The sequence below is a fragment of the Acinetobacter junii CIP 64.5 genome, assembly GCF_000368765.1.
GTDB lineage: Bacteria > Pseudomonadota > Gammaproteobacteria > Pseudomonadales > Moraxellaceae > Acinetobacter > Acinetobacter junii.
This window is the reverse complement of record NZ_KB849655.1, coordinates 1,581,048-1,599,794: the sequence shown is the minus strand read 5'-3', so window position 1 is coordinate 1,599,794 and position 18,747 is coordinate 1,581,048. Positions and strand designations below refer to the sequence as shown.

At 39.5% G+C, this 18,747-nt stretch carries 16 protein-coding genes; 12 read left to right on the top strand and 4 right to left on the bottom strand.

Translation table 11 applies throughout. From position 1 onward, the window contains the following. The first annotated feature begins 65 nt into the window (after positions 1-65). The 3 genes from F948_RS13195 to F948_RS13185 all read left to right on the top strand — a co-directional run bounded on the left by F948_RS13195 (position 66) and on the right by F948_RS13185 (position 1,948). A complete protein-coding gene (locus F948_RS13195) occupies positions 66-776 on the top strand; it encodes an AzlC family ABC transporter permease (protein ID WP_004964670.1) in 711 nt (236 codons plus the stop codon). Next, on the top strand, positions 773-1,090 hold the full coding sequence (locus F948_RS13190; protein ID WP_004909748.1) for an AzlD domain-containing protein: 318 nt from the start codon (positions 773-775) through the stop codon (positions 1,088-1,090). Before F948_RS13195 ends, F948_RS13190 begins: the two co-directional genes overlap by 4 nt. Before the next feature lie 93 nt (positions 1,091-1,183). Then, a complete protein-coding gene (locus F948_RS13185; RefSeq protein ID WP_017397367.1) occupies positions 1,184-1,948 on the top strand; it encodes an HD domain-containing protein in 765 nt (254 codons plus the stop codon). A gap of 57 nt (positions 1,949-2,005) precedes the next feature. On the opposite strand, the gene F948_RS13180 is transcribed toward F948_RS13185, so the two are convergent. Beyond that, positions 2,006-3,298, bottom strand: coding sequence for an MFS transporter (locus F948_RS13180; protein WP_004951479.1), 1,293 nt, complete (start codon positions 3,296-3,298; stop codon positions 2,006-2,008). A gap of 202 nt (positions 3,299-3,500) precedes the next feature. Beyond that, positions 3,501-3,878: a MerR family DNA-binding protein gene (locus tag F948_RS13175; RefSeq protein WP_004964662.1), complete on the bottom strand. Its 378-nt coding sequence runs from the start codon at positions 3,876-3,878 to the stop codon at positions 3,501-3,503. 103 nt (positions 3,879-3,981) lie between these two features. Between F948_RS13175 and F948_RS13170 the strand changes: the two genes are divergently transcribed. Next, on the top strand, positions 3,982-5,088 hold the full coding sequence (locus F948_RS13170) for an SDR family oxidoreductase (protein ID WP_004964661.1): 1,107 nt from the start codon (positions 3,982-3,984) through the stop codon (positions 5,086-5,088). Between the two features lie 97 nt (positions 5,089-5,185). Here F948_RS13170 and F948_RS13165 read toward each other — a convergent pair whose 3' ends face one another. Beyond that, positions 5,186-6,073 (bottom strand): SDR family NAD(P)-dependent oxidoreductase, encoded by an 888-nt coding sequence (locus F948_RS13165; RefSeq protein ID WP_004951483.1) that lies wholly within the window; start codon positions 6,071-6,073, stop codon positions 5,186-5,188. Positions 6,074-6,322: 249 nt separating this feature from the next. Further along, a complete protein-coding gene (locus tag F948_RS13160) occupies positions 6,323-7,600 on the bottom strand; it encodes an O-acetylhomoserine aminocarboxypropyltransferase/cysteine synthase family protein (protein ID WP_004964656.1) in 1,278 nt (425 codons plus the stop codon). A 297-nt stretch (positions 7,601-7,897) separates the two neighbouring features. On the opposite strand from F948_RS13160, the gene ettA reads away from it, so the two are divergent. The 8 genes from ettA (at position 7,898) to F948_RS13120 (ending at position 18,690) form a co-directional block, all read left to right on the top strand. Beyond that, on the top strand, positions 7,898-9,559 hold the full coding sequence (ettA, locus tag F948_RS13155) for an energy-dependent translational throttle protein EttA (RefSeq protein WP_004964655.1): 1,662 nt from the start codon (positions 7,898-7,900) through the stop codon (positions 9,557-9,559). 186 nt (positions 9,560-9,745) lie between these two features. Further along, complete coding sequence (locus tag F948_RS13150; RefSeq protein ID WP_017397365.1) at positions 9,746-10,153, top strand: cation efflux protein, CzcI-like; 408 nt, start codon at positions 9,746-9,748, stop codon at positions 10,151-10,153. Positions 10,154-10,456: 303 nt separating this feature from the next. After that, the gene (locus F948_RS13145; protein ID WP_004678818.1) at positions 10,457-11,068 is read left to right on the top strand and encodes a methyltransferase family protein; all 612 of its coding nucleotides are present in this window, start codon (positions 10,457-10,459) and stop codon (positions 11,066-11,068) included. A gap of 408 nt (positions 11,069-11,476) precedes the next feature. Beyond that, positions 11,477-12,222, top strand: a protein-coding gene (locus F948_RS13140; RefSeq protein WP_228128829.1) for an IS5 family transposase whose coding sequence is annotated in 2 segments (ribosomal slippage) — positions 11,477-12,161 and positions 12,161-12,222 — 747 coding nt in all. Because the reading frame shifts where the segments join, the coding sequence is not laid out codon by codon here. 189 nt (positions 12,223-12,411) lie between these two features. Continuing rightward, positions 12,412-12,834: a cation efflux protein, CzcI-like gene (locus tag F948_RS13135; RefSeq protein WP_004964645.1), complete on the top strand. Its 423-nt coding sequence runs from the start codon at positions 12,412-12,414 to the stop codon at positions 12,832-12,834. Between the two features lie 54 nt (positions 12,835-12,888). Then, positions 12,889-14,301, top strand: a complete 1,413-nt coding sequence (locus F948_RS13130; protein WP_004964642.1) for a TolC family protein — start codon at positions 12,889-12,891, stop codon at positions 14,299-14,301. Positions 14,302-14,303: 2 nt separating this feature from the next. Further along, positions 14,304-15,536 (top strand): efflux RND transporter periplasmic adaptor subunit, encoded by a 1,233-nt coding sequence (locus F948_RS13125; protein WP_004964638.1) that lies wholly within the window; start codon positions 14,304-14,306, stop codon positions 15,534-15,536. Next, positions 15,526-18,690, top strand: coding sequence for an efflux RND transporter permease subunit (locus tag F948_RS13120; RefSeq protein WP_004964635.1), 3,165 nt, complete (start codon positions 15,526-15,528; stop codon positions 18,688-18,690). The genes F948_RS13125 and F948_RS13120 overlap by 11 nt, the downstream gene beginning before the upstream one ends. Positions 18,691-18,747: the final 57 nt, after the last annotated feature.

Genomic DNA, 18,747 nt, shown 5'->3' with positions numbered 1-18,747 from the left:
ATACAAGCTTGGATGATCTAGATTTGGCATAGTCATTGGGTTTTTAATCAATGATTGTGATGTAGATGTTAGCTGAAAACATAGATCATACCCCGATGACCGAATCACGGGCATTTTTAAATGGAGTGATCAAAATACTTCCATTGTGTTTTGCCGTATTACCTTGGGGCTTGTTGGCAGGTTCGATGGCGATTCAAGCAGGCCTTACAACCATGCAAGCCATTGCAATGTCTGCACTTGTCTTTGCGGGTGCAGCACAGTTGATGACTTTAGGGTTAGTTATGGCGGGTACACCTGCGTTAACGATCATTATTTCAGTTTTTCTGATTACTACACAGCATTATTTATATGCTTTGTATTTGCGAGAAGATATCTCCAAACAACCCTTAAAAAATCGTTTGATGCTGGGTTTTTTGCTGACGGATGAATTGTTCGCGGTGAGTATTAAAAAGCAGCAACATTATATTCACTATCTACTTGGTGCTGGATTTTGTTTTTATTTGTGTTGGGTACTGTTTAGCGCTTGTGGTGTATTCCTTGCTTCTGCAGTCCCTAATTTAGATCAATACAATCTCGATTTTTCCATTGTGGCAACTTTTATTGCAATCGTGGTTCCATTTATTAAAAACTTAAATACTTTGGTTGGTGTGCTTGTTTCAGTCACATTAACGGTGGTTTTTTTAAGTCTGGGGATTAAAAGTGCAGCAATCATGGCTGGAGTGATCGGGATGTTTGCTGCGAGTTGCTTACAGAATTTTCGGGAGCGTAAAGTATGACTTGGTTTATCCTGATTATTCTGGCACTAGTTGTATTTATGAATCGCTATATATTGCTTGAACCTAATCTTCCTTTGCGACTGCCGAAATGGTTTCAACAATCTTTGCAATATTCTGCTCCATGTTTATTGACTGCAATTGCCACCCCAATCGTGTTTATGGATGAGCATGGTGCATTTCGTGAGAGCTTACTCAATCCTTATTTTCTCGCCACAATTTTGACGATTTTGATTGCTTATGTAGTTCGTCATACCTTGTTAACGATTATATTAAGTTTGGCATGCTTTTATGGTTTGGTATTTTGGTTGAATTAGTTGATTTCTGGAACGTTTATTATCCTGAGTTGACATATAAACAGAATACTTATAAAAATTAGAGTAATTACTCTAATTTTATTGGTGGGTCAAATGCAAATCGGTCGACAGGTATGGATGGTTCAAACTTCAGGTGATTTATCCTTAACAGATCGTATGAGATTGTTAAGTCATAGTTTGCTGCCTGTACTTCAGCAAAGTGTAAAAATGTATGCATTTGCAAGCAGTATGACCAAAGCTCCAAAAATATTACAGATAGATGATTTGCATTTTCCTGATAGTGTCGAGATCAAACACGCAATTGAAAAGATGCAGTCCTGTAGCTCAATTGCCTTACAAAATCATTGTTTGAGGACTTGGTATTACGCCGTTGCATTTTCCAAGCTTCAAAAGCTAAAAATGGATGAGGAGTTATTGGCAGTTTCATGTTTGTTGCATGATTTGGGAATGACTGAGCAGCATTACCAACACCATGCAAACTGTCGCTGCTTTGCAGGACAGGGCGCTTATGCAGCCAAAGATTGGTCAATACAACGTGGTTGGCAAACACCACGTGCTGATCAATTATTTGATGCGATCAGTATGCATATGAATCCATTCGTGGCGCTTGAGGATGGTGTAGAAGCTCATTTACTACAACAAGCAGCCAGTTGTGATGTGATAGGCAGCCGTGGTTTTGAGTTCTCTACTACATTCAGAACACAGTTAAATCAACAATATCCGCGTTTAGATTTTAATCAACATATGATTGAATTCACCCAACATGAAGCTCAAGCTCGTCCGAAATCACGTACTGCGATGGTGGTACAAAGTGGGTTTAAATATTTAGTTAAATTTAATCCTTACCTTGATCAATAAAATAAAAAAACCACTTTTGTTAGGACAAAAGTGGCTGATTTAATCGATTAAATTTTATCAGTGGTCATGTTCTAAATATTCAGGTTTTTTCGGTAATGCCCAACTACAGAAGAAACAAATGATCAACATGATAATGACATATACGAAGAATGTATTTTCAATGCCTGCATCTTTGAATAACAGTGCAACAGAAGGTGCAGAACCACCAAATAGTGCATTACCCACCGCATAGGAGAAACCAACACCTAATGCGCGTACATGAGGCGGGAACATTTCTGCTTTGACCAAACCACTAATTGAAGTGTAGAAGCTCAACAACATCATCAAGAAAATGAGCAATAAGGTAATAATCACAGGCGAGTCTGCAAAACTACGCATTCCTGTTACCATCACGGGATAGATGAAAATAGCACTCAATAGACTAAAAGCGAGCATAGAGGCACGACGGCCAATTCGATCAGACAACATTCCAAAAAAGGGTTGAGCGATCATAAAAACAAATAAAGCAGTGGTCATGATAAACCCCACTGTTTTGCCATCCATGCCAATATTGGTTAGGTAGGTCTTTGAATATACAGTCACTACATAAAATGTCAGTGAACCTGCTGAGGTATAACCCACCACCAATAAGAAAGTTTTCCAATGTTGCTTTAATAGTGCAATTAAGCTTCCCGATTCTTCACGTTCAGCATCTTCATTTGATAAGGTTTCTTCTAAACGGCTACGTGCAGCCAATGAAAGCAATGCAGCGACACCGCCAATCACGAAGGGAATACGCCATCCCCCATCATTTAATTGTTGTTCGGTCATGAAGCCCAGTAAGATGACCCCAAGTAAGCTTGCGAGTAGTTGGCCTCCTGACAAGGTGACGTATTGAAAAGAAGCAAAAAAACCACGCTGACCTTTTAAACCCAGTTCACTCATATAGGTGGCAACTGCACCATATTCACCACCTACAGATAACCCCTGTAATAAGCGAACCATCAGTAATAAAAATGGAGCGAGCATGCCGACTTGATCATAGGTTGGTAGGGCAGCAAAAAGAAATGAGCTGAGTGCCATCAGGCAAATCGAGATCACCATCGATTTTTTACGACCATGCCGATCAGCAATTCGTCCAAACAACCAGCTACCAATTGGACGCATAAAGAAACTCGCTGCAAACACCCCCCAAACATAAATGGCTTTGGTCGTGGGTTCCATATCTGGAGCGGTTAATGCATGAGTAAAATAAGCAGCAAAAACGGCATAGATATAAAAATCAAACCATTCCACTAAATTCCCTGATGCTGCACCAACGATACCTTTAATACGGCTCGTTCTTTCTTCCTTGCTATATGTCTGACTCATATCTGATCCTTTCTACACTAAGCAAGATTCTGTTACTGAATCTTTACCGTTTGTTATATACCGCTAAAAAAGCATGAAAATGACACTATTTTGTATGCTTTTTATGACTGTATTTTTAGATGGTGAGAAAGACCTGAGAGTTCTAGAAGGCTTTAGCAGTAAGAATATAGTGATAATTAAATAGTAATTTTTTAAAAAACAATTACTTTAATTGTGGAATAGAACAATCCCTTCGCAAAGGACACGGTTCACCTTGAGTGAATTGGCTCAGCATGTTTCGAATTTGTTGGAGTTGAAAGATTTTTTCATCTATCGCCGCGAGTTTTTCTTGAAAGATATTTTGCATTTGATGCGCAGGTATTTCTTGTTCTGAGGTCATTTCTAAAATTTGTTTAATTTCATTGAGTGAGAATCCCAAATTTTTTGCCGTTCGAATTAATAACAGTTGTTGCAAAGCTTGCTCTGGATAGTCTTTGTAGCCATTAGCGCAAGTAACTGATTGTATAAGTGACATTTTCTCATAAAAACGAATGGTATCTTTACTTAATTCGCTATGTTTAGATAATTGTCCAATCAACATAATAAGACCTTTTTATTTTTGAGTTTTTATAAAAATACCCTTGACCTTTGAGTGTACTCCATCCTTTAGCCTATTCCTACAACGACAAAAAAGAGTCATTCAAATGAAACAAACAACTTTAAAAGTAGAGCAATCTTTACAAGTCACATTTGTTGCTGGTGCTACAGGATTTGTTGGGCGGTTTTTGATTGCCGAATTGTTACAACAAGGACATCAAGTTTTTGCATTGCTCCGTAATAAAGCTCAGCAGCAAAGACAGCTCGAAGATTGGCTGAGAAATCGAAATATAAATTTAGAGCGTTTTCAGTGTGTGCAAGGTGATGTGACGCAAGTTGATTTGGGTATAGAGAGCAGCACTTGGGAACAATTACAGCAAGTGAATACTTTGTACAACAGTAGTGCATTGTTTGCTTGGGATTTAAGTATGCGACATGCGCGCAAGGTTAATGTTGAAGGGGCGCTGAATTTACTTTCAAGTCTGAATAAATACTGCAAATTAGAACGTGCCATCCACGTTTCAGGGTACATGTTGACTATTCACTCGCATTTACAACAAGCGGGAATTTGTCTCGATCAACCTGAAACCACTGATTGGAATAGGGTTTATCAACAATTGGGTGCGTATGAGGCATCCAAAATTGAAGCTCATTATGCATGGATGAGATTGGCAGAAGAATTAAAGATCGATTGGACCATCATTCATCCAGCAACTGTCGTGGGCGATGCGCTTACGGGAGAAATTCCTGACAATCAACCGATTGCCCAAATGGTGGATTTATTAAAGCGGAAAAAAATGGGTGCAATACCTGCTACACCTCAACATTATTTGCCACTGGTGACAGTAGATTACTTGGTGAAAGTCATGGCACTTGCTGCAACCGAGAACAGTTTAGCCCAACGTGAACTGTTGGTAGCTCATCAACAACGTTTTGTTTTAGCTGAGATGTTTAATATCATCGCTACACAAGTTAATCAGCAAGCACCTACACGCTATGTGCCTTTAGCTGTCTTAAGAGTGATACTAAAATGGAAATGGCTGGCTCAGCAGTTAGAGATGTCTAAGGAAATGTTAGATTTTATTCGAACTGAGCCACTGAATACGACTTCATTGGCTCAACTGATTCAAAAGTGGAATATACACGAAATCGATTTGAAATTGGCTTTAGAAAAAACCAGTCGTTGGGTCGGACAACAGCCGAAATCTGCTTAGATAATCAACACCCTGTGGATAAGTCTGGATTTATACACATTGTATTTTTGTACATAAAAAAGCCTCCGTAGAGGAGGTTTTTTCAAATTATCGCAGATTACCAGTGTTCGCCTGGGAATAAGCGCGCATACGCACGTTGGATTAGATTTAATTTCTCTTGCTTACCCACTGATGCTGTCGAGCTAGGGAATAAATTAAAGCCAATCGACATCAAGATATTGTTGATATCAGGTGCAATGGCATAGGTGATAGAAGCTAGTCGACCCAAGTGTGTCGCAATTTTCTTCGGACGTTTCACGATAGCATAAGCAATTAGGTCAGCTGCTTCTTCAGGTGAAAGAGTCGGTACATATTTATAGATCTTAGTCGGTGCAATCATTGGCGTACGGACTAAAGGCATATAAATCGAAGTAATTGCAATTTTATGAGAATGCACTTCAGCAGATAAACAACGGCTGAAAGCATCTAATGCAGCTTTAGACGCAACATAAGCTGAGAAGCGAGTTGCATTGGCAAGTACACCGATTGAGCTGATATTGATGATTTGACCATCTTTACGTTGCATCATGTGCGGTAATACATTGAGTACTAAACGAACTGCGCCAAAATAATTCAGTTGCATAGTACGTTCAAAATCATGGAAACGATCAATTGATTCATGCACAGCACGACGAATTGAGCGGCCTGCATTGTTGATCAGAATATCAATATGATCAACTGAGGCAAGGATTTCTTTCGAAACCGCATCAATTGATTCCATGTCATTTAAATCACACGGAAATACCGATGCTTTTCCTCCGTTTGCTTCGATCTCTGCTTTTACTTCATCCAAAGTTTCTTTGGTACGAGCGAGCAATAAGACATGCGCACCAGCTTGAGCGAGGTGTTTTGAAACCGTTAAACCAATACCACTTGAAGCACCAGTGACAATGATTGTTTTACCGTCGACTTTTTGATTAAAAAGTTTTTTGAGTTTTGCGTTCATGTACGTTACCTACATTAATCAAGCTGTTGTTTGCAATGCTTTCTTATTGCGATTAAACACTGCACTTTATTTTGGTGTAATATTAACCGATATTTTAGGTTTGTCCAGTTTAAACATTTGAAACATAATAATTTTTTAGAGTAAAAGCTCTAAAACAAGATATTGTAATACTTGAAAAAGAACAAATATTTAATGGATTTTGTATAAAAAATAAGCCCCAATTATGGGGCTTATTCTTTTGCTTATAAATTATACTTGTGCAAGAGCTTGTTCGAGGTCGGCAATCAGGTCATCAATATGCTCAATACCAACAGATAAACGAACGAGATCTTCACTCACGCCTGCAGATTGAAGTTCTTCTGCATTCAATTGGCGATGAGTTGTAGTTGCTGGATGGCATGCCAAACTCTTTGCGTCACCAATGTTTACGAGACGAGTAAACAACTGTAATGCATCAATAAAACGAGTTCCTCCTTCACGACCATCTTGAACTCCAAAGGAAAGGATCGCAGAAGGTTTACCTTTCACGTATTTTTGTGCCAATTTATGCTGTGGGTGGTCACTAAGACCTGCATAGTTCACCCATTTTACTTTTGGATGTTGTTTCAGATATTCGGCAACTTTCAGGGCATTTTCGGTATGACGTTCCATACGTAGGTTTAGGGTTTCTAATCCTTGTAAAATCAAAAATACACTGAGTGGGCTAATTGCAGCGCCAGTATTACGTAATGGAACGACCCGCGCACGTGCGATATAGGCGGCTTCACCTAATACTTCGACATAATTCACGCCGTGGTAGCTTGGATCAGGAGTATTTAAAGTTTTAAAACGTTCAGGATATTTACCCCAAGGGAATTTCCCACTATCCACAATAATGCCGCCAATGCTGTTGCCATGACCACCGATATATTTAGTGAGTGAATGAATTACGATATCGGCACCAAACTCAAATGGTTTGAGTAGAGCAGGTGTTGCCACTGTGTTATCAACAATGACAGGTACACCATATTCATGGGCGATTTTGGCAATTGCTTCGAGGTCAATAATATTACCAAGTGGATTACCAATCGACTCAACGAAAACTAACTTAGTTTTGTCGTCAATGATTGAACGTAGTGCTTCTGGGTTTTGATAATCAAAAAAACGAACTTCGATGCCTTGCTTAGGCAGAGTATGAGCAAATAAGTTGTAAGTACCACCGTATAAAGTAGATACGGATGCAATATTATCTCCAGCTTCAGCAATCGTTTGAATCGAATAGGTAATTGCAGCCATTCCTGATGCTAGTGCCAAAGCGCCAATCCCACCTTCCAGTGCAGCGATACGTTGCTCAAGTACTGCTGTGGTGGGATTCATGATTCGAGTATAAATATTGCCTTGAACTTTTAAATCAAATAAATCGGCACCATGTTGAGTGTTATCAAAGGCATAAGATGTTGTTTGAGAAATTGGAACAGCCACTGCTTTGGTGGTTGCTTCTGGTGAATATCCCGCATGAATGGCTAAAGTTTCATCTTTGTATGTCATGGTTACATCATCTTCGTGAGTTAAATAATCAGCGAGTGTAGCCTAAAACTTATCCAAAATGGTGCATAAATTATGCGATTTATAGCGTTTTTATTCATATCTATAGCAAGATGTGGCTGCATAAGACTTGGTGTATTTGTTTAATGAAATTGCGTAATGTCTTGAAAAAGAAAATGCTTTTAATTGGCACAAACAAAATCTAACTTAACTTCATGTTGATTGGGTTTTCAGCGTATAATACGTGCGATTATTTTTCGCTTTTTGCGATGTATTGGTTTTTCAATTGAGGAGTCCTGCGTGGCCCAATATATTTATACGATGAACCGAGTGTCGAAGATGGTTCCGCCTAAGCGCGAAATCTTAAAAGACATCTCTTTATCATTTTTCCCAGGTGCAAAAATTGGTGTGCTTGGTTTAAACGGTGCAGGTAAGTCTACCTTGCTCCGTATTATGGCGGGCGTAGATAAAGATTTCTCTGGTGAAGCTCGTGCACAACCTGGAATCAAAATCGGTTACTTAGAACAAGAACCGCCACTTGATCCTACTAAAGATGTTCGCGGAAACGTTGAAGATGGCGTACGTGAGGCACTTGATGCTCTAGAACGTCTTGATCAAGTTTTTGCTGAATACGCTGATCCTGATGCTGATTTTGATGCACTTGCAAAAGAGCAAGAAAAGTTAGAATCAATTATTCATGCTTGGGATGCACATAATCTCAATAATCAACTTGAGATTGCTGCTGACGCATTAAATCTTCCTGCTTGGGATGCTGATGTTACTAAACTCTCAGGTGGTGAGCGCCGTCGTGTAGCATTGTGTCGTTTATTGCTTTCTAAGCCAGACATGTTGCTTCTAGACGAACCAACGAACCATTTGGATGCTGAATCAGTTACTTGGTTAGAGCGTTTCTTAAAAGATTTCCCTGGTACTATCGTTGCGATTACGCATGACCGTTATTTCTTAGATAACGTGGCTGAGTGGATTCTTGAACTTGACCGTGGACATGGTATTCCTTATCAAGGTAACTATTCTTCTTGGTTAGAGCAAAAGAATGCGCGTTTAGAGCAAGAACAGAAACAAGAAGAATCTTTTGCTAAAGCATTGAAAAAAGAACTTGAATGGGTTCGTTCAAATGCGAAAGGTCAGCAAAAGAAAAACAAAGCGCGTATGGAACGTTTTGAAGAGCTTAACTCTAAAGAATTCCAACAGCGTAATGAAACGTCTGAAATCTACATTCCACCTGGTCCACGTCTAGGTAATAAGGTTGTAGAAGTTGAAGGCATCAGTAAATCGTTTGATGGTCGCGTATTGTACGAGAACTTAAGCTTTACTGTACCGCCTACAGCGATTGTCGGTATCGTTGGTCCAAACGGTGCAGGTAAGACGACGTTATTCCGTATGATGACTGGTGAGCAGCAACCTGATACAGGTACTGTGACATTAGGTGATTCGGTTAAAGTCGCTTATGTTGGTCAGATCCGTGACACCCTAGACAACAATAAAACTGTTTGGGAAGAAGTTTCTGGTGGTTTAGATATCTTAAAAATTGGTGATTACGAAATTGCATCACGTGCATATATCGGTCGCTTTAACTTTAAAGGTCAAGATCAGCAAAAACGCGTAGGTGAATTGTCTGGTGGTGAACGTAACCGTTTACAACTTGCCAAGATCCTTCAAATGGGCGCTAACGTAATCCTACTGGATGAGCCATCAAACGATTTGGATATCGAAACTTTACGTGCACTAGAGGATGCTATTTTGGTATTCCCTGGTACGGTAATGGTAGTATCGCATGACCGTTGGTTCCTTGACCGTATTGCAACGCATATCTTATCGTTCGAAAACGAACAACCAGAATTCTATACTGGTAACTATGCAGAATACGAAGCATACCGTCAGTCACGTTTAGGTGAAGATGCGGCCCAGAAACGCACCAAATATAAGAAGATTACAGGTTAATTGCCCGTAAACTAAAAGAAACCAGCTTTCGGGCTGGTTTTTTTATTGCTTAGATTATCATTTGAAGGACAAAAAATGGATTTATAAGATTGGTTACGTAATTAAAACAATCTCACTTAATAATGTAATTTTATTACATAAGCTTTCGTTGCTATGCTTCAATAAATTTTGAACAGTTGATCAAACGTGCGACGTTCTGCTGTATTTATGACAGTCTTATTGAGTTTGTTCATATTCCAAAGCATTTGGAATGTGGCTGCAGCTTATTGCACGCACGAAAATCCAACTGAACAAATTATCTCAGATTCGCATTTTGGTCATCATTTTTCTGAAAGCTCAACCAAAAATAGCAGTGATGCTGAGGTTGATTTAAAGGTTTCAGATACATCGAAATCTATTAATGTCACAGATCATCATGATCATCTGCCAACCTGTACGAATGTAGTCGTTTTAGCTTCAGAACAACAACTAAATGAGCCAATTTTCAGAGCACATGAATTAAAACAAAAATATTATTGGGTAGATTTCTACCAATCCCCTTATTTGTCTGAATTTAATCCACCACCTGAATCAACCCCGCTATTAGTGGGGTAGCCAAAAAATAACCCACTAGAAATATATCTATTTCAAAGGGTTATTCTATGCTTAATTATACTTGTAAATACAGTACAACGATCTTCTCTGTAGATTACTCACTGAAACGTGCTCATCATTATGCTGATAAGACGATGCTATCTACAGTTTTATCAAGATTTTGTAAATCTTTACGGAACGTTTCCTTCATTCATGAATCCAATTTGTTCCAGTATTCATCCTCCATTCCTCATCAGCAAAAATATCATTTTAATGAAGTTCCTATTTCATCTTTAATGATTTGCAGTCATTGAGGTTTATAAAATGAATATTTTATTTTCCCCACGTGTTAGGACTGTGAGTTCAAGAGTTATTGGATTTACATTGGCGATTATTCTTGCATTGAGTTCTAGTGAATGGCATTTCCAGTCTTCATTTATAGAACATATTTTATGGTTCTTCGGATGGCTATTTGTAGGCATTGGTGTGATGGGGAGAATATGGTGCAGTCTTTATATTTCAGGATTTAAGAATGCAAAATTAGTGACCGAAGGTCCATATTCTCTTTGTAGAAATCCACTATATCTATTTAGTTATTTAGGCGGCGTTGGCATCATGTTTCTGACAGAGACGTTTGTCTTCCCAATCTTATTTACGATCTATTTTCTTGGTTATTACCATTATGTTATGCGTCAAGAAGAAGTGTTCTTGAGTAAAAAATATGGAACAAGATATTCAGATTATGTAAGCACAACCCCTCGCTTTTTACCAAGCTTCAAAAACTTTAAAGAGCCTGATTTTTATCAAGTATCTCCAAAACATTTCCGTATTTTTTTGGGGCAAGTGGTTTGGTTTATCTGGGTTGCAGCTTTAGTTCAGCTTTTTGAAGAGCTACGTTTACATGGTGTGCTTCCTTCATTGTTCAGTTGGTTTTAGTAGCAAAGAAATCCTTATGTTTTTTAGACCTTTTAATGAGTACTAAGGTCGGTTGATGAAAGCATAAGTCAAATTAATTTTATTTTTGGATTAAATCCTTAAATAAATCTGAAATATTTAAATGAGGTAATGAGTATGTCTATTCAATTAAATGTAAAATTAGGCTTAGTAGTTTTATTATTTTCTGCAACCCTCGCAAATGCAGATGGCGGATTAATTTTTCTAGAAAAAATATTCAGTCTCAGCAAGAAATGAAAACCAAGACTACAAAGCAGCATCATCATTCTCACTTAAGTTGTGAATGTAAATAATTTTTTAGGAAACTGATTAGGGTGTGTTGACACTTTTAGCTTAAAAAAATAGCGAAGTAGTAAAATCAAATCGCCAAACCTAATTTTACTATTCGCTATGCCTCGTACCATGCTGACAGATCAACACTGGCAAAAGTTGAAAACTATTTTGCGTAATTTATCTATTCATCACAACTCAAATTTACGTAATTTTATTGAAGCTATTCTCTATAGAATTAGAACAGGCTGTCCGTGGCGAGATATTCCTTCCTATTTCGGTCAATCAAACTCTATTTTCAAACGTTTTAATCGTTGGTCAAGCAGCGGTAAGTTGCTTAGATTATTCAAATTATTAGCATCATGCCCCGATATGGAGTGGATTTTTATTGATGGCTCTCACGTACGTGCTCATCAACATTCTGCCGGTATAGCGAATCAATCCATTTCTAAAAGTGTAGGAGGAAACTCCTCAAAAATACATTTGATTGTTGATTCACATGGCAATCCTATTGATTTCATGATTACCGATGGCACTACACATGACATCAAAGTTGCACCTGATTTAATAGCAACATTAGATTTAAAAGAGACAGAAGTGGTATGCGCAGATAAAGGCTATGATTCAGAACCACTGCGTGAGCAGATCAGAAAAACAGGAACAAAAGCGAATATACCAAAGAAAATAAATAGCCAATCGAACAATGATCATATGGACTGGTATTTATATAAAATCAGGCATTTAGTTGAAAATATGTTTTGTAGATTAAAACAATTTAGAGGGATAGCTACTCGATATGACAAGCTAAAAGAAATTATCAAAGTGCTGTTGCCTTAGCCTGTATATTTTTATGGCTACCTTTATAGGTTTAATTATGAACAGTAAATGTCAACAGACCCTATTTAAATAATCAGTTTCCTATTCATGAAGATAAATATATTGATGAGTTAAATTATTTTTTAAAGCAGTCAGATTTACTTTGTTTTCTATTTTTATCTTGCTAAATGTAATTTTATTACATCGAACTTACTTGCTATAGTCCATTTGAGAAATTTTTGTCTAAAGAGAAACTTTTGCGCCATTCTAGTCTTTTCATTTCCGTCTTGCTGAGTTTGTTCATATTCCAAAGTCTTTGGAATGTGGCTGCCGCGTATTGCGGACATGAAAATATTAGTCAACAGTCAATCTTAGATAGTCATTTTGGTCATCATCTTCCTGCGAATGCTGAGGTTGTAACGAAACAGCATATCCATTCGATTAATCAGGATACGACTGATTTACCAATGCCTTTGAGCTTGCAAGATCATCATGATCATTTGCCATCTTGTTTTCATGTCGTTGTGACCGAAGCGCAACAGCAGTTGAATGAACCAATTTTACAGACGCATGAAATAGAACAAAAATATTACTGGTCTAATTTGTACCAGTCGCCACATTTATCACAACTCACCCCGCCACCTGTATTCACCCCGCTATAGGTGGGGTAGCCGAAAAATAGCCCACCGCAACCTTATTAATTTACGGGGCTTAAAATGTCTTTAAGTTTAAATCAGCGCACTCTGGCGCTAAAAAATCAAGTTTCATTGTCAGCATTCAAATGGTCGATATTGGCTACAGCTTTAACTGTGATGGCTGTTGGTCAATCTGTTTCTGCTGAGTCGTTATTGAATGCAAATAAAAACGCAGCACGCCTAGTGCAATCAAATGCTAACTTTGAGCAAATTCTCGAACAGATTCGTAGCTATCAAGCGAATCAGTCAAGTTGGCAAACACAGCAACAAATGGCAAGTGCGCAGCTTAAACAAAGCGCTTTGTGGGCGAATCCAAGTATTTCTGTTGAACAAACAGGCTTACAAAGTAACAAAGATCAAGAGTTAGCAATTGGTGTTTCGCAAGCTTTGGATCTTTTTGGTCAGCGTCGTGCAGCGCAGAAAGTCGCTCAACTTTCGGCAACTCAAGTTGATTTAGAACAGCAACGTTACAATGCAGAGCTAGATTTGATTGTGCAATATGCATGGTCGCAAGTGGCGTTATTCCAATTAGAAAAGTCATTGATCGCAGAACAGTTGCAAGTGAGTCAGCAAAATTTAGATGCCACTTTAAAACGCTATCAGGCCGGTAGTATTGCTCAAGTTGATGTCGAACGTGTGCGTATGGCTCATTTAGAGAATCAGCGTATTTTTCAGCAGGCTGATTTACAGCTGCAAGTCGCACAGAAACAGTTAGCCAGTTTCTGGGGCAGTGATGCGAATCAATTTATGATTGCACCAACTGTCAATGAGCTTTGGGCAAGAGCCACAGCTGTGAAGACTGATGAACAAAACATTGAGAATTTGTTTGAGCGTAGTTTGCAATTAGAAACACAACGTCAACAAGCCAATATCGAGCAGCTCAAAGCAAAATCTCGTCCTCAGCCGATTATGACCTTAGGGGTGAATCGGACTCGATCAGCAGATCAAAACACTGAAAATCAAATTCGTTTAGGCGTTGAGATTCCTCTTAATATTTTTAATCCACAAAAATACGGTATTCAGATTGCAGAGGCCAAACAAACACTGATTCAACAGCAACAGCGTTTCTACCGTCAACAAAATCAGATGGATATCGATGTTCGTCTTGCAGAATTACGTGGCTTACACATGCAATTTAAACAACTGAATGATCAGCAGGTGCCCTTGGCAACCCAAGTTCAGCAAAAAACCTTAGAAGGTTTTCGTCTTGGTAAATTTGCTGTGACTGACGTGCAGCAAGCGACCACCCAATTACAAGATGTTCGCTTGCGTAAAGTACAACTCCTTAAACAAGCATGGCAGTTGAGTGTAGAAGTTCAAAGTGCGCGTATGGGTCTTCCTGTCGAGCAAATCACAACCAAAGATGCACTGATGCAATTGAATCAACGTGTTTGGCAACAAAGTAATTCATTTCCAAACCAATTAGGAGAATAAACATGGGCAACACATTAAAGACACGTTCTCAATGGGTTTGGATTAGCATCATTATTGTTGTCACAGGAATACTTGCTGGAGCTGTGTTATGGGGTTCAAAAGCTGAAACCACAGAGAATGCAGAGCAAGAGCATGCCCATCAAGAAAATGAAAAAGAAGGTGCTGAAGGTGAAAAAGAGCAGGCGGAAGACGAGGAAAAACTCACTCTGACCAATGAGCAAATGCAACAGCAAAACGTCAAACTTGCTCAAGTTGCTTTGGGTGCAGTCAATCAAGTTCAGACCTTTCCAGCAAAGATAATGGTCAATACGGATAGACAAGCACACGTTTCGCCGAGTTTTGCAGGGCGAGTGGAGTCTGTGTATGTTGAATTGGGCCAGCAAGTCAAACGTGGTCAAGCTCTAGCAAATTTGTTGGTACCCGATTTAGTCGATCAACAAGCCAATTTACAAATTGCGCAGACAAATTTGGATTTGGCAAAACAAGATTATGAACGTGAACGCAGTTTGTGGTCGCAGGGAATTTCTGCAAAACAAGATTATCAGCGTGCTTATAATGCTTATCGCCAAGCGCAAATTCAGGTGCAAGCCGCTCGCTCACGTTTAACAGCTTTTGGTGCAGGTTCGAATTCTAGTGGTCGTTACACTCTAACAGCACCGATTAATGGTGTGATCAGTAATAAAGATATTGTGATTGGGGAAAATGTCCAACTTGCAGATCAGTTGTTCACTATTGATCAACTCGATCAACTTTGGTTGGAATTTGTTATGCCAACGGTGGCGAACGTTAATGTTCAGCCAAATCAACAAATTCGCTTCAAATCTTTGCAAACGGGCAATCAATTTAACGCACAAGTGCAAAGTCTTACGACTGAAGCCGATGCACAAACAGGGCGTTTACAAGTACGTGCTAAAGTATTGTCAAATGCAGCCGAATTACGTCCAAATTTGATGGTGAATGTAGAGCTACAAGTAGGCTCAAAACAGTCGGCTATCCGCGTCAGTGCACAGGCGATTCAACAGGTTGAAGGTAAAGATACCGTTTTTGTTGCAAAAGCAAATCAAAACAAAGGCTTTGATTTTGTTGCAGTACCTGTGCAAGTTGGACAGCGTACCCAAGATGGACAATGGGTTGAAATTACCCAAGGTTTAACAGCAGGTCAATCTTATGTGGCTGAAGGAAGCTTCTTGCTGAAATCAGAGCTTGAGAAAGGAGAGGCTGCGCATGGACACTAATTCCTCTCAATTGCCGAAGCCAGAGGGCTTATTTGATCGCATTATTCAATTTGCGATCCGTAATGCGATTTGGGTCATGTTGTTTGTGATGACGTGGATTGCGGTTGGGATATGGAGTTATCAAAAACTGCCGATTGATGCAGTGCCAGATATTACCAATACCCAAGTGCAAATTAATACCCAAGCCAATGGTTATACAGCTCTCGAAGTCGAACAGCGGATTACTTATCCGATTGAAACCGCCATGGCAGGGATTCCAAACTTAGAGCAAACTCGTTCAATATCACGTTATGGTTTATCGCAAGTCACTATTATTTTCAAAGATGGCACTGATATTTACTGGGCGAGACAGTTAATTAATCAACGTTTGCAAGAAGCCGATGGGCAGTTGCCAGATGCAGTTGATCCACTCATGTCACCTGTTTCTACGGGCTTGGGCGAAATTTACCAGTGGGTGATTAAAGCTAAACCTGATGCCAAAAAAGAAGATGGTACGCCATATACTGCTATGGATTTGCGCGAGATCCAAGACTGGATTGTGCGTCCGCAATTGCAGCGAGTGAAAGGTGTTGCTGAAATCAATAGTATTGGCGGTTATAACAAAACCTATATCGTTTCTCCTGATTTAAAACGTTTGCAGCAGCTTCAAATTTCACTGACAGAGTTTCAAACAGCTCTACAGGAAAATAATGAAAACCGTGGTGCGGGATTTATTGAGGAAAATGGTCAGCAGCTTACTGTCCGTGTTCCAGGCATGTTGAGCACTGTTGAAGATATCCAAAATATTACCGTAAGTGTCAAAAATGGTTTACCCATACGTGTAGCCGATATTGCAACGGTTGCGATTGGGCATGATTTACGTACGGGTGCTGCAACCTATAATGGCGAAGAAACGGTATTAGGTATCGCCATGATGATGATGGGCGAAAACAGTCGTACTGTTGCCCAAGCGGTAGATGCAAAAATCCAAGAAATTCAGTCGACTTTGCCGAAAGGGGTTGAAATTGAAACGGTTTATGATCGTACTAGTTTAGTAAATAAAGCCATTAAAACTGTTCAAAAGAACTTAGTTGAGGGTGCGATCCTCGTCATCGTGATTCTCTTTGTGTTCTTAGGTAATTTCCGTGCGGCTTTAATTACGGCCTGTGTCATTCCGCTTTCGATGTTGTTTACCTTAACAGGAATGGCTGAGCAAAATATTAGTGCCAATTTGATGAGTCTAGGCGCATTGGACTTCGGGATTATTGTCGATGGTGCAGTGGTGATTGTCGAAAACTGTATTCGACGGCTCGCAGAAGCACAACATCATGCAGGTCGATTATTAACACGTCGCGAGCGCTTTAAAGAAGTATTCCTTGCAGCAAAACAAGCACGTAAGCCGTTACTGTTTGGACAGGCGATTATTATTGTTGTGTACTTGCCGATTTTTGCACTAACAGGTGTAGAAGCAAAAATGTTCCATCCAATGGCGATGACCGTGGTGATGGCATTGCTTGGTGCCATGATCTTATCGGTGACTTTTGTTCCAGCGGCTGTGGCGTTATTTATTACAGGTGAGGTGAAAGAAAAAGAATCTCGTTGGATGCAAGCGCTGAAAAGAAAATATCAACAAATCTTAGATTGGGCATATCAATTTAAGATGGTGGTTGTGACTTTAGCGGTGAGTATTTTAGTTTTGACTGGTGTATTGACCACGCAAATTGGTAGTGAGTTTGCACCACAATTGAGTGAAGGGGATTTTGCTTTACAGCAAATGCGCTCTCCAAGCACAGGTTTGGAACAGTCTTTAAGAATGCAGGAGAACACTGAAAAACTAATCTTAAAGAATTTCTCAGAAGTTAAAGCTGTTTTTGCTCGAACAGGTACGGCTGAAGTTGCAACGGACGTAATGCCACCCAATATTTCCGATGCGGTGATTTTATTAAAACCACGAGATCAGTGGGAAAATCCAAAGGAAACTATTGATGAGTTACGGACACGGATGCAGGCATTTCTGGAAAATATTCCAGGCAACAACAGTGAGTTTTCACAACCGATTGAGCTTCGCTTTAATGAGTTGATTTCGGGTGTACGGAGTGATGTCGGTATCAAAGTTTTTGGCGATGATATGGAGGTGCTCAATACACAAGCACAAGCAATTGCTCAGAAAGTACAAAAGATCTCAGGTGCAACAGCGGTCAAAGTTGAACAAACCAGTGGTTTACCTGTGTTAAATGTAGATATCAATCATGCACTTGCAGCGCAATATGGCTTATCTGTGAAATCGATTCAAGATGTTGTTGCAGCGAGTGTCGGTGGTCAGAATGTCGGTCAGATTTTACAAGGTGACCGCCGTTTTGATTTTGAAATCCGTTTACCTGATAGTCAACGTACAGCACAAAGCCTAGCTCAACTACCTATCCAATTGCCTAATGGTGGTTTGATCCAGTTGCAAGATATTGCCAAGGTGGAAACCATTTCAGGTATGAATCAGGTCGGACGTGAAAATGGTAAACGTCGTGTCATTGTGACTGCCAATGTGGAAGGGCGTGATTTGGGTTCATTTGTCCAAGAGTTACAAGCAACCCTTAAACAACAACCTTTGCCTGCGGGATATTGGTTGGAATATGGTGGGCAGTTTGAGAATTTGGCTTCTGCTGCAGCACGTATGCAGATCGTGATTCCACTCGCGTTAATTACCATCTTTGTTTTATTGATGGCTGTGTTCCATAACTTTAAAGAAAGTTTATTGGTCTTTAGCGGCGTGCCATTCGCATTGTCTGGTGGTTTGGTTGCACTTTGGCTTCGAGATATTCCACTGTCAATGTCGGCAGGTGTGGGATTCATCGCACTGTCAGGTGTCGCTGTATTGAATGGTCTTGTGATGCTGAGTTTTATTAAAGAACTTCGTGAGCAGTTTGATGTGCATAAAGCCACATGGCAGGGAGCAATCTTAAGATTACGTCCTGTATTAATGACGGCTTTTGTTGCTTCGCTTGGCTTTATTCCAATGGCAATTGCGACTGGTACTGGTGCAGAGGTGCAACGTCCTTTAGCAACTGTGGTGATTGGTGGGATTATTTCATCAACTTTACTGACCTTGCTCATTTTACCAATCGTTTATCGTTGGATGAATGAGACGAAATCCAGCAAAAGTCAGGAAAGCACCATTTAATCTATTTATGTTATCTTCTTAGTAAAGCATTTTATTAAGAAGAAACTAAACCAGCCA

Excerpts from the sequence above, each read along its gene's own strand:
- F948_RS13175 (WP_004964662.1), bottom strand. The coding sequence starts at position 3,878 with ATGTTGATTGGACAATTATCTAAACATAGCGAATTAAGTAAAGATACC.
- F948_RS13120 (WP_004964635.1), top strand. The coding sequence starts at position 15,526 with ATGGACACTAATTCCTCTCAATTGCCGAAGCCAGAGGGCTTATTTGAT.
- F948_RS13145 (WP_004678818.1), top strand. The coding sequence starts at position 10,457 with ATGAATATTTTATTTTCCCCACGTGTTAGGACTGTGAGTTCAAGAGTT.
- F948_RS13190 (WP_004909748.1), top strand. The coding sequence starts at position 773 with ATGACTTGGTTTATCCTGATTATTCTGGCACTAGTTGTATTTATGAAT.
- F948_RS13180 (WP_004951479.1), bottom strand. The coding sequence starts at position 3,298 with ATGAGTCAGACATATAGCAAGGAAGAAAGAACGAGCCGTATTAAAGGT.
- F948_RS13170 (WP_004964661.1), top strand. The coding sequence starts at position 3,982 with ATGAAACAAACAACTTTAAAAGTAGAGCAATCTTTACAAGTCACATTT.
- F948_RS13130 (WP_004964642.1), top strand. The coding sequence starts at position 12,889 with ATGTCTTTAAGTTTAAATCAGCGCACTCTGGCGCTAAAAAATCAAGTT.
- F948_RS13125 (WP_004964638.1), top strand. The coding sequence starts at position 14,304 with ATGGGCAACACATTAAAGACACGTTCTCAATGGGTTTGGATTAGCATC.
- F948_RS13165 (WP_004951483.1), bottom strand. The coding sequence starts at position 6,073 with ATGAACGCAAAACTCAAAAAACTTTTTAATCAAAAAGTCGACGGTAAA.
- F948_RS13195 (WP_004964670.1), top strand. The coding sequence starts at position 66 with ATGTTAGCTGAAAACATAGATCATACCCCGATGACCGAATCACGGGCA.
- F948_RS13185 (WP_017397367.1), top strand. The coding sequence starts at position 1,184 with ATGCAAATCGGTCGACAGGTATGGATGGTTCAAACTTCAGGTGATTTA.
- F948_RS13160 (WP_004964656.1), bottom strand. The coding sequence starts at position 7,600 with ATGACATACAAAGATGAAACTTTAGCCATTCATGCGGGATATTCACCA.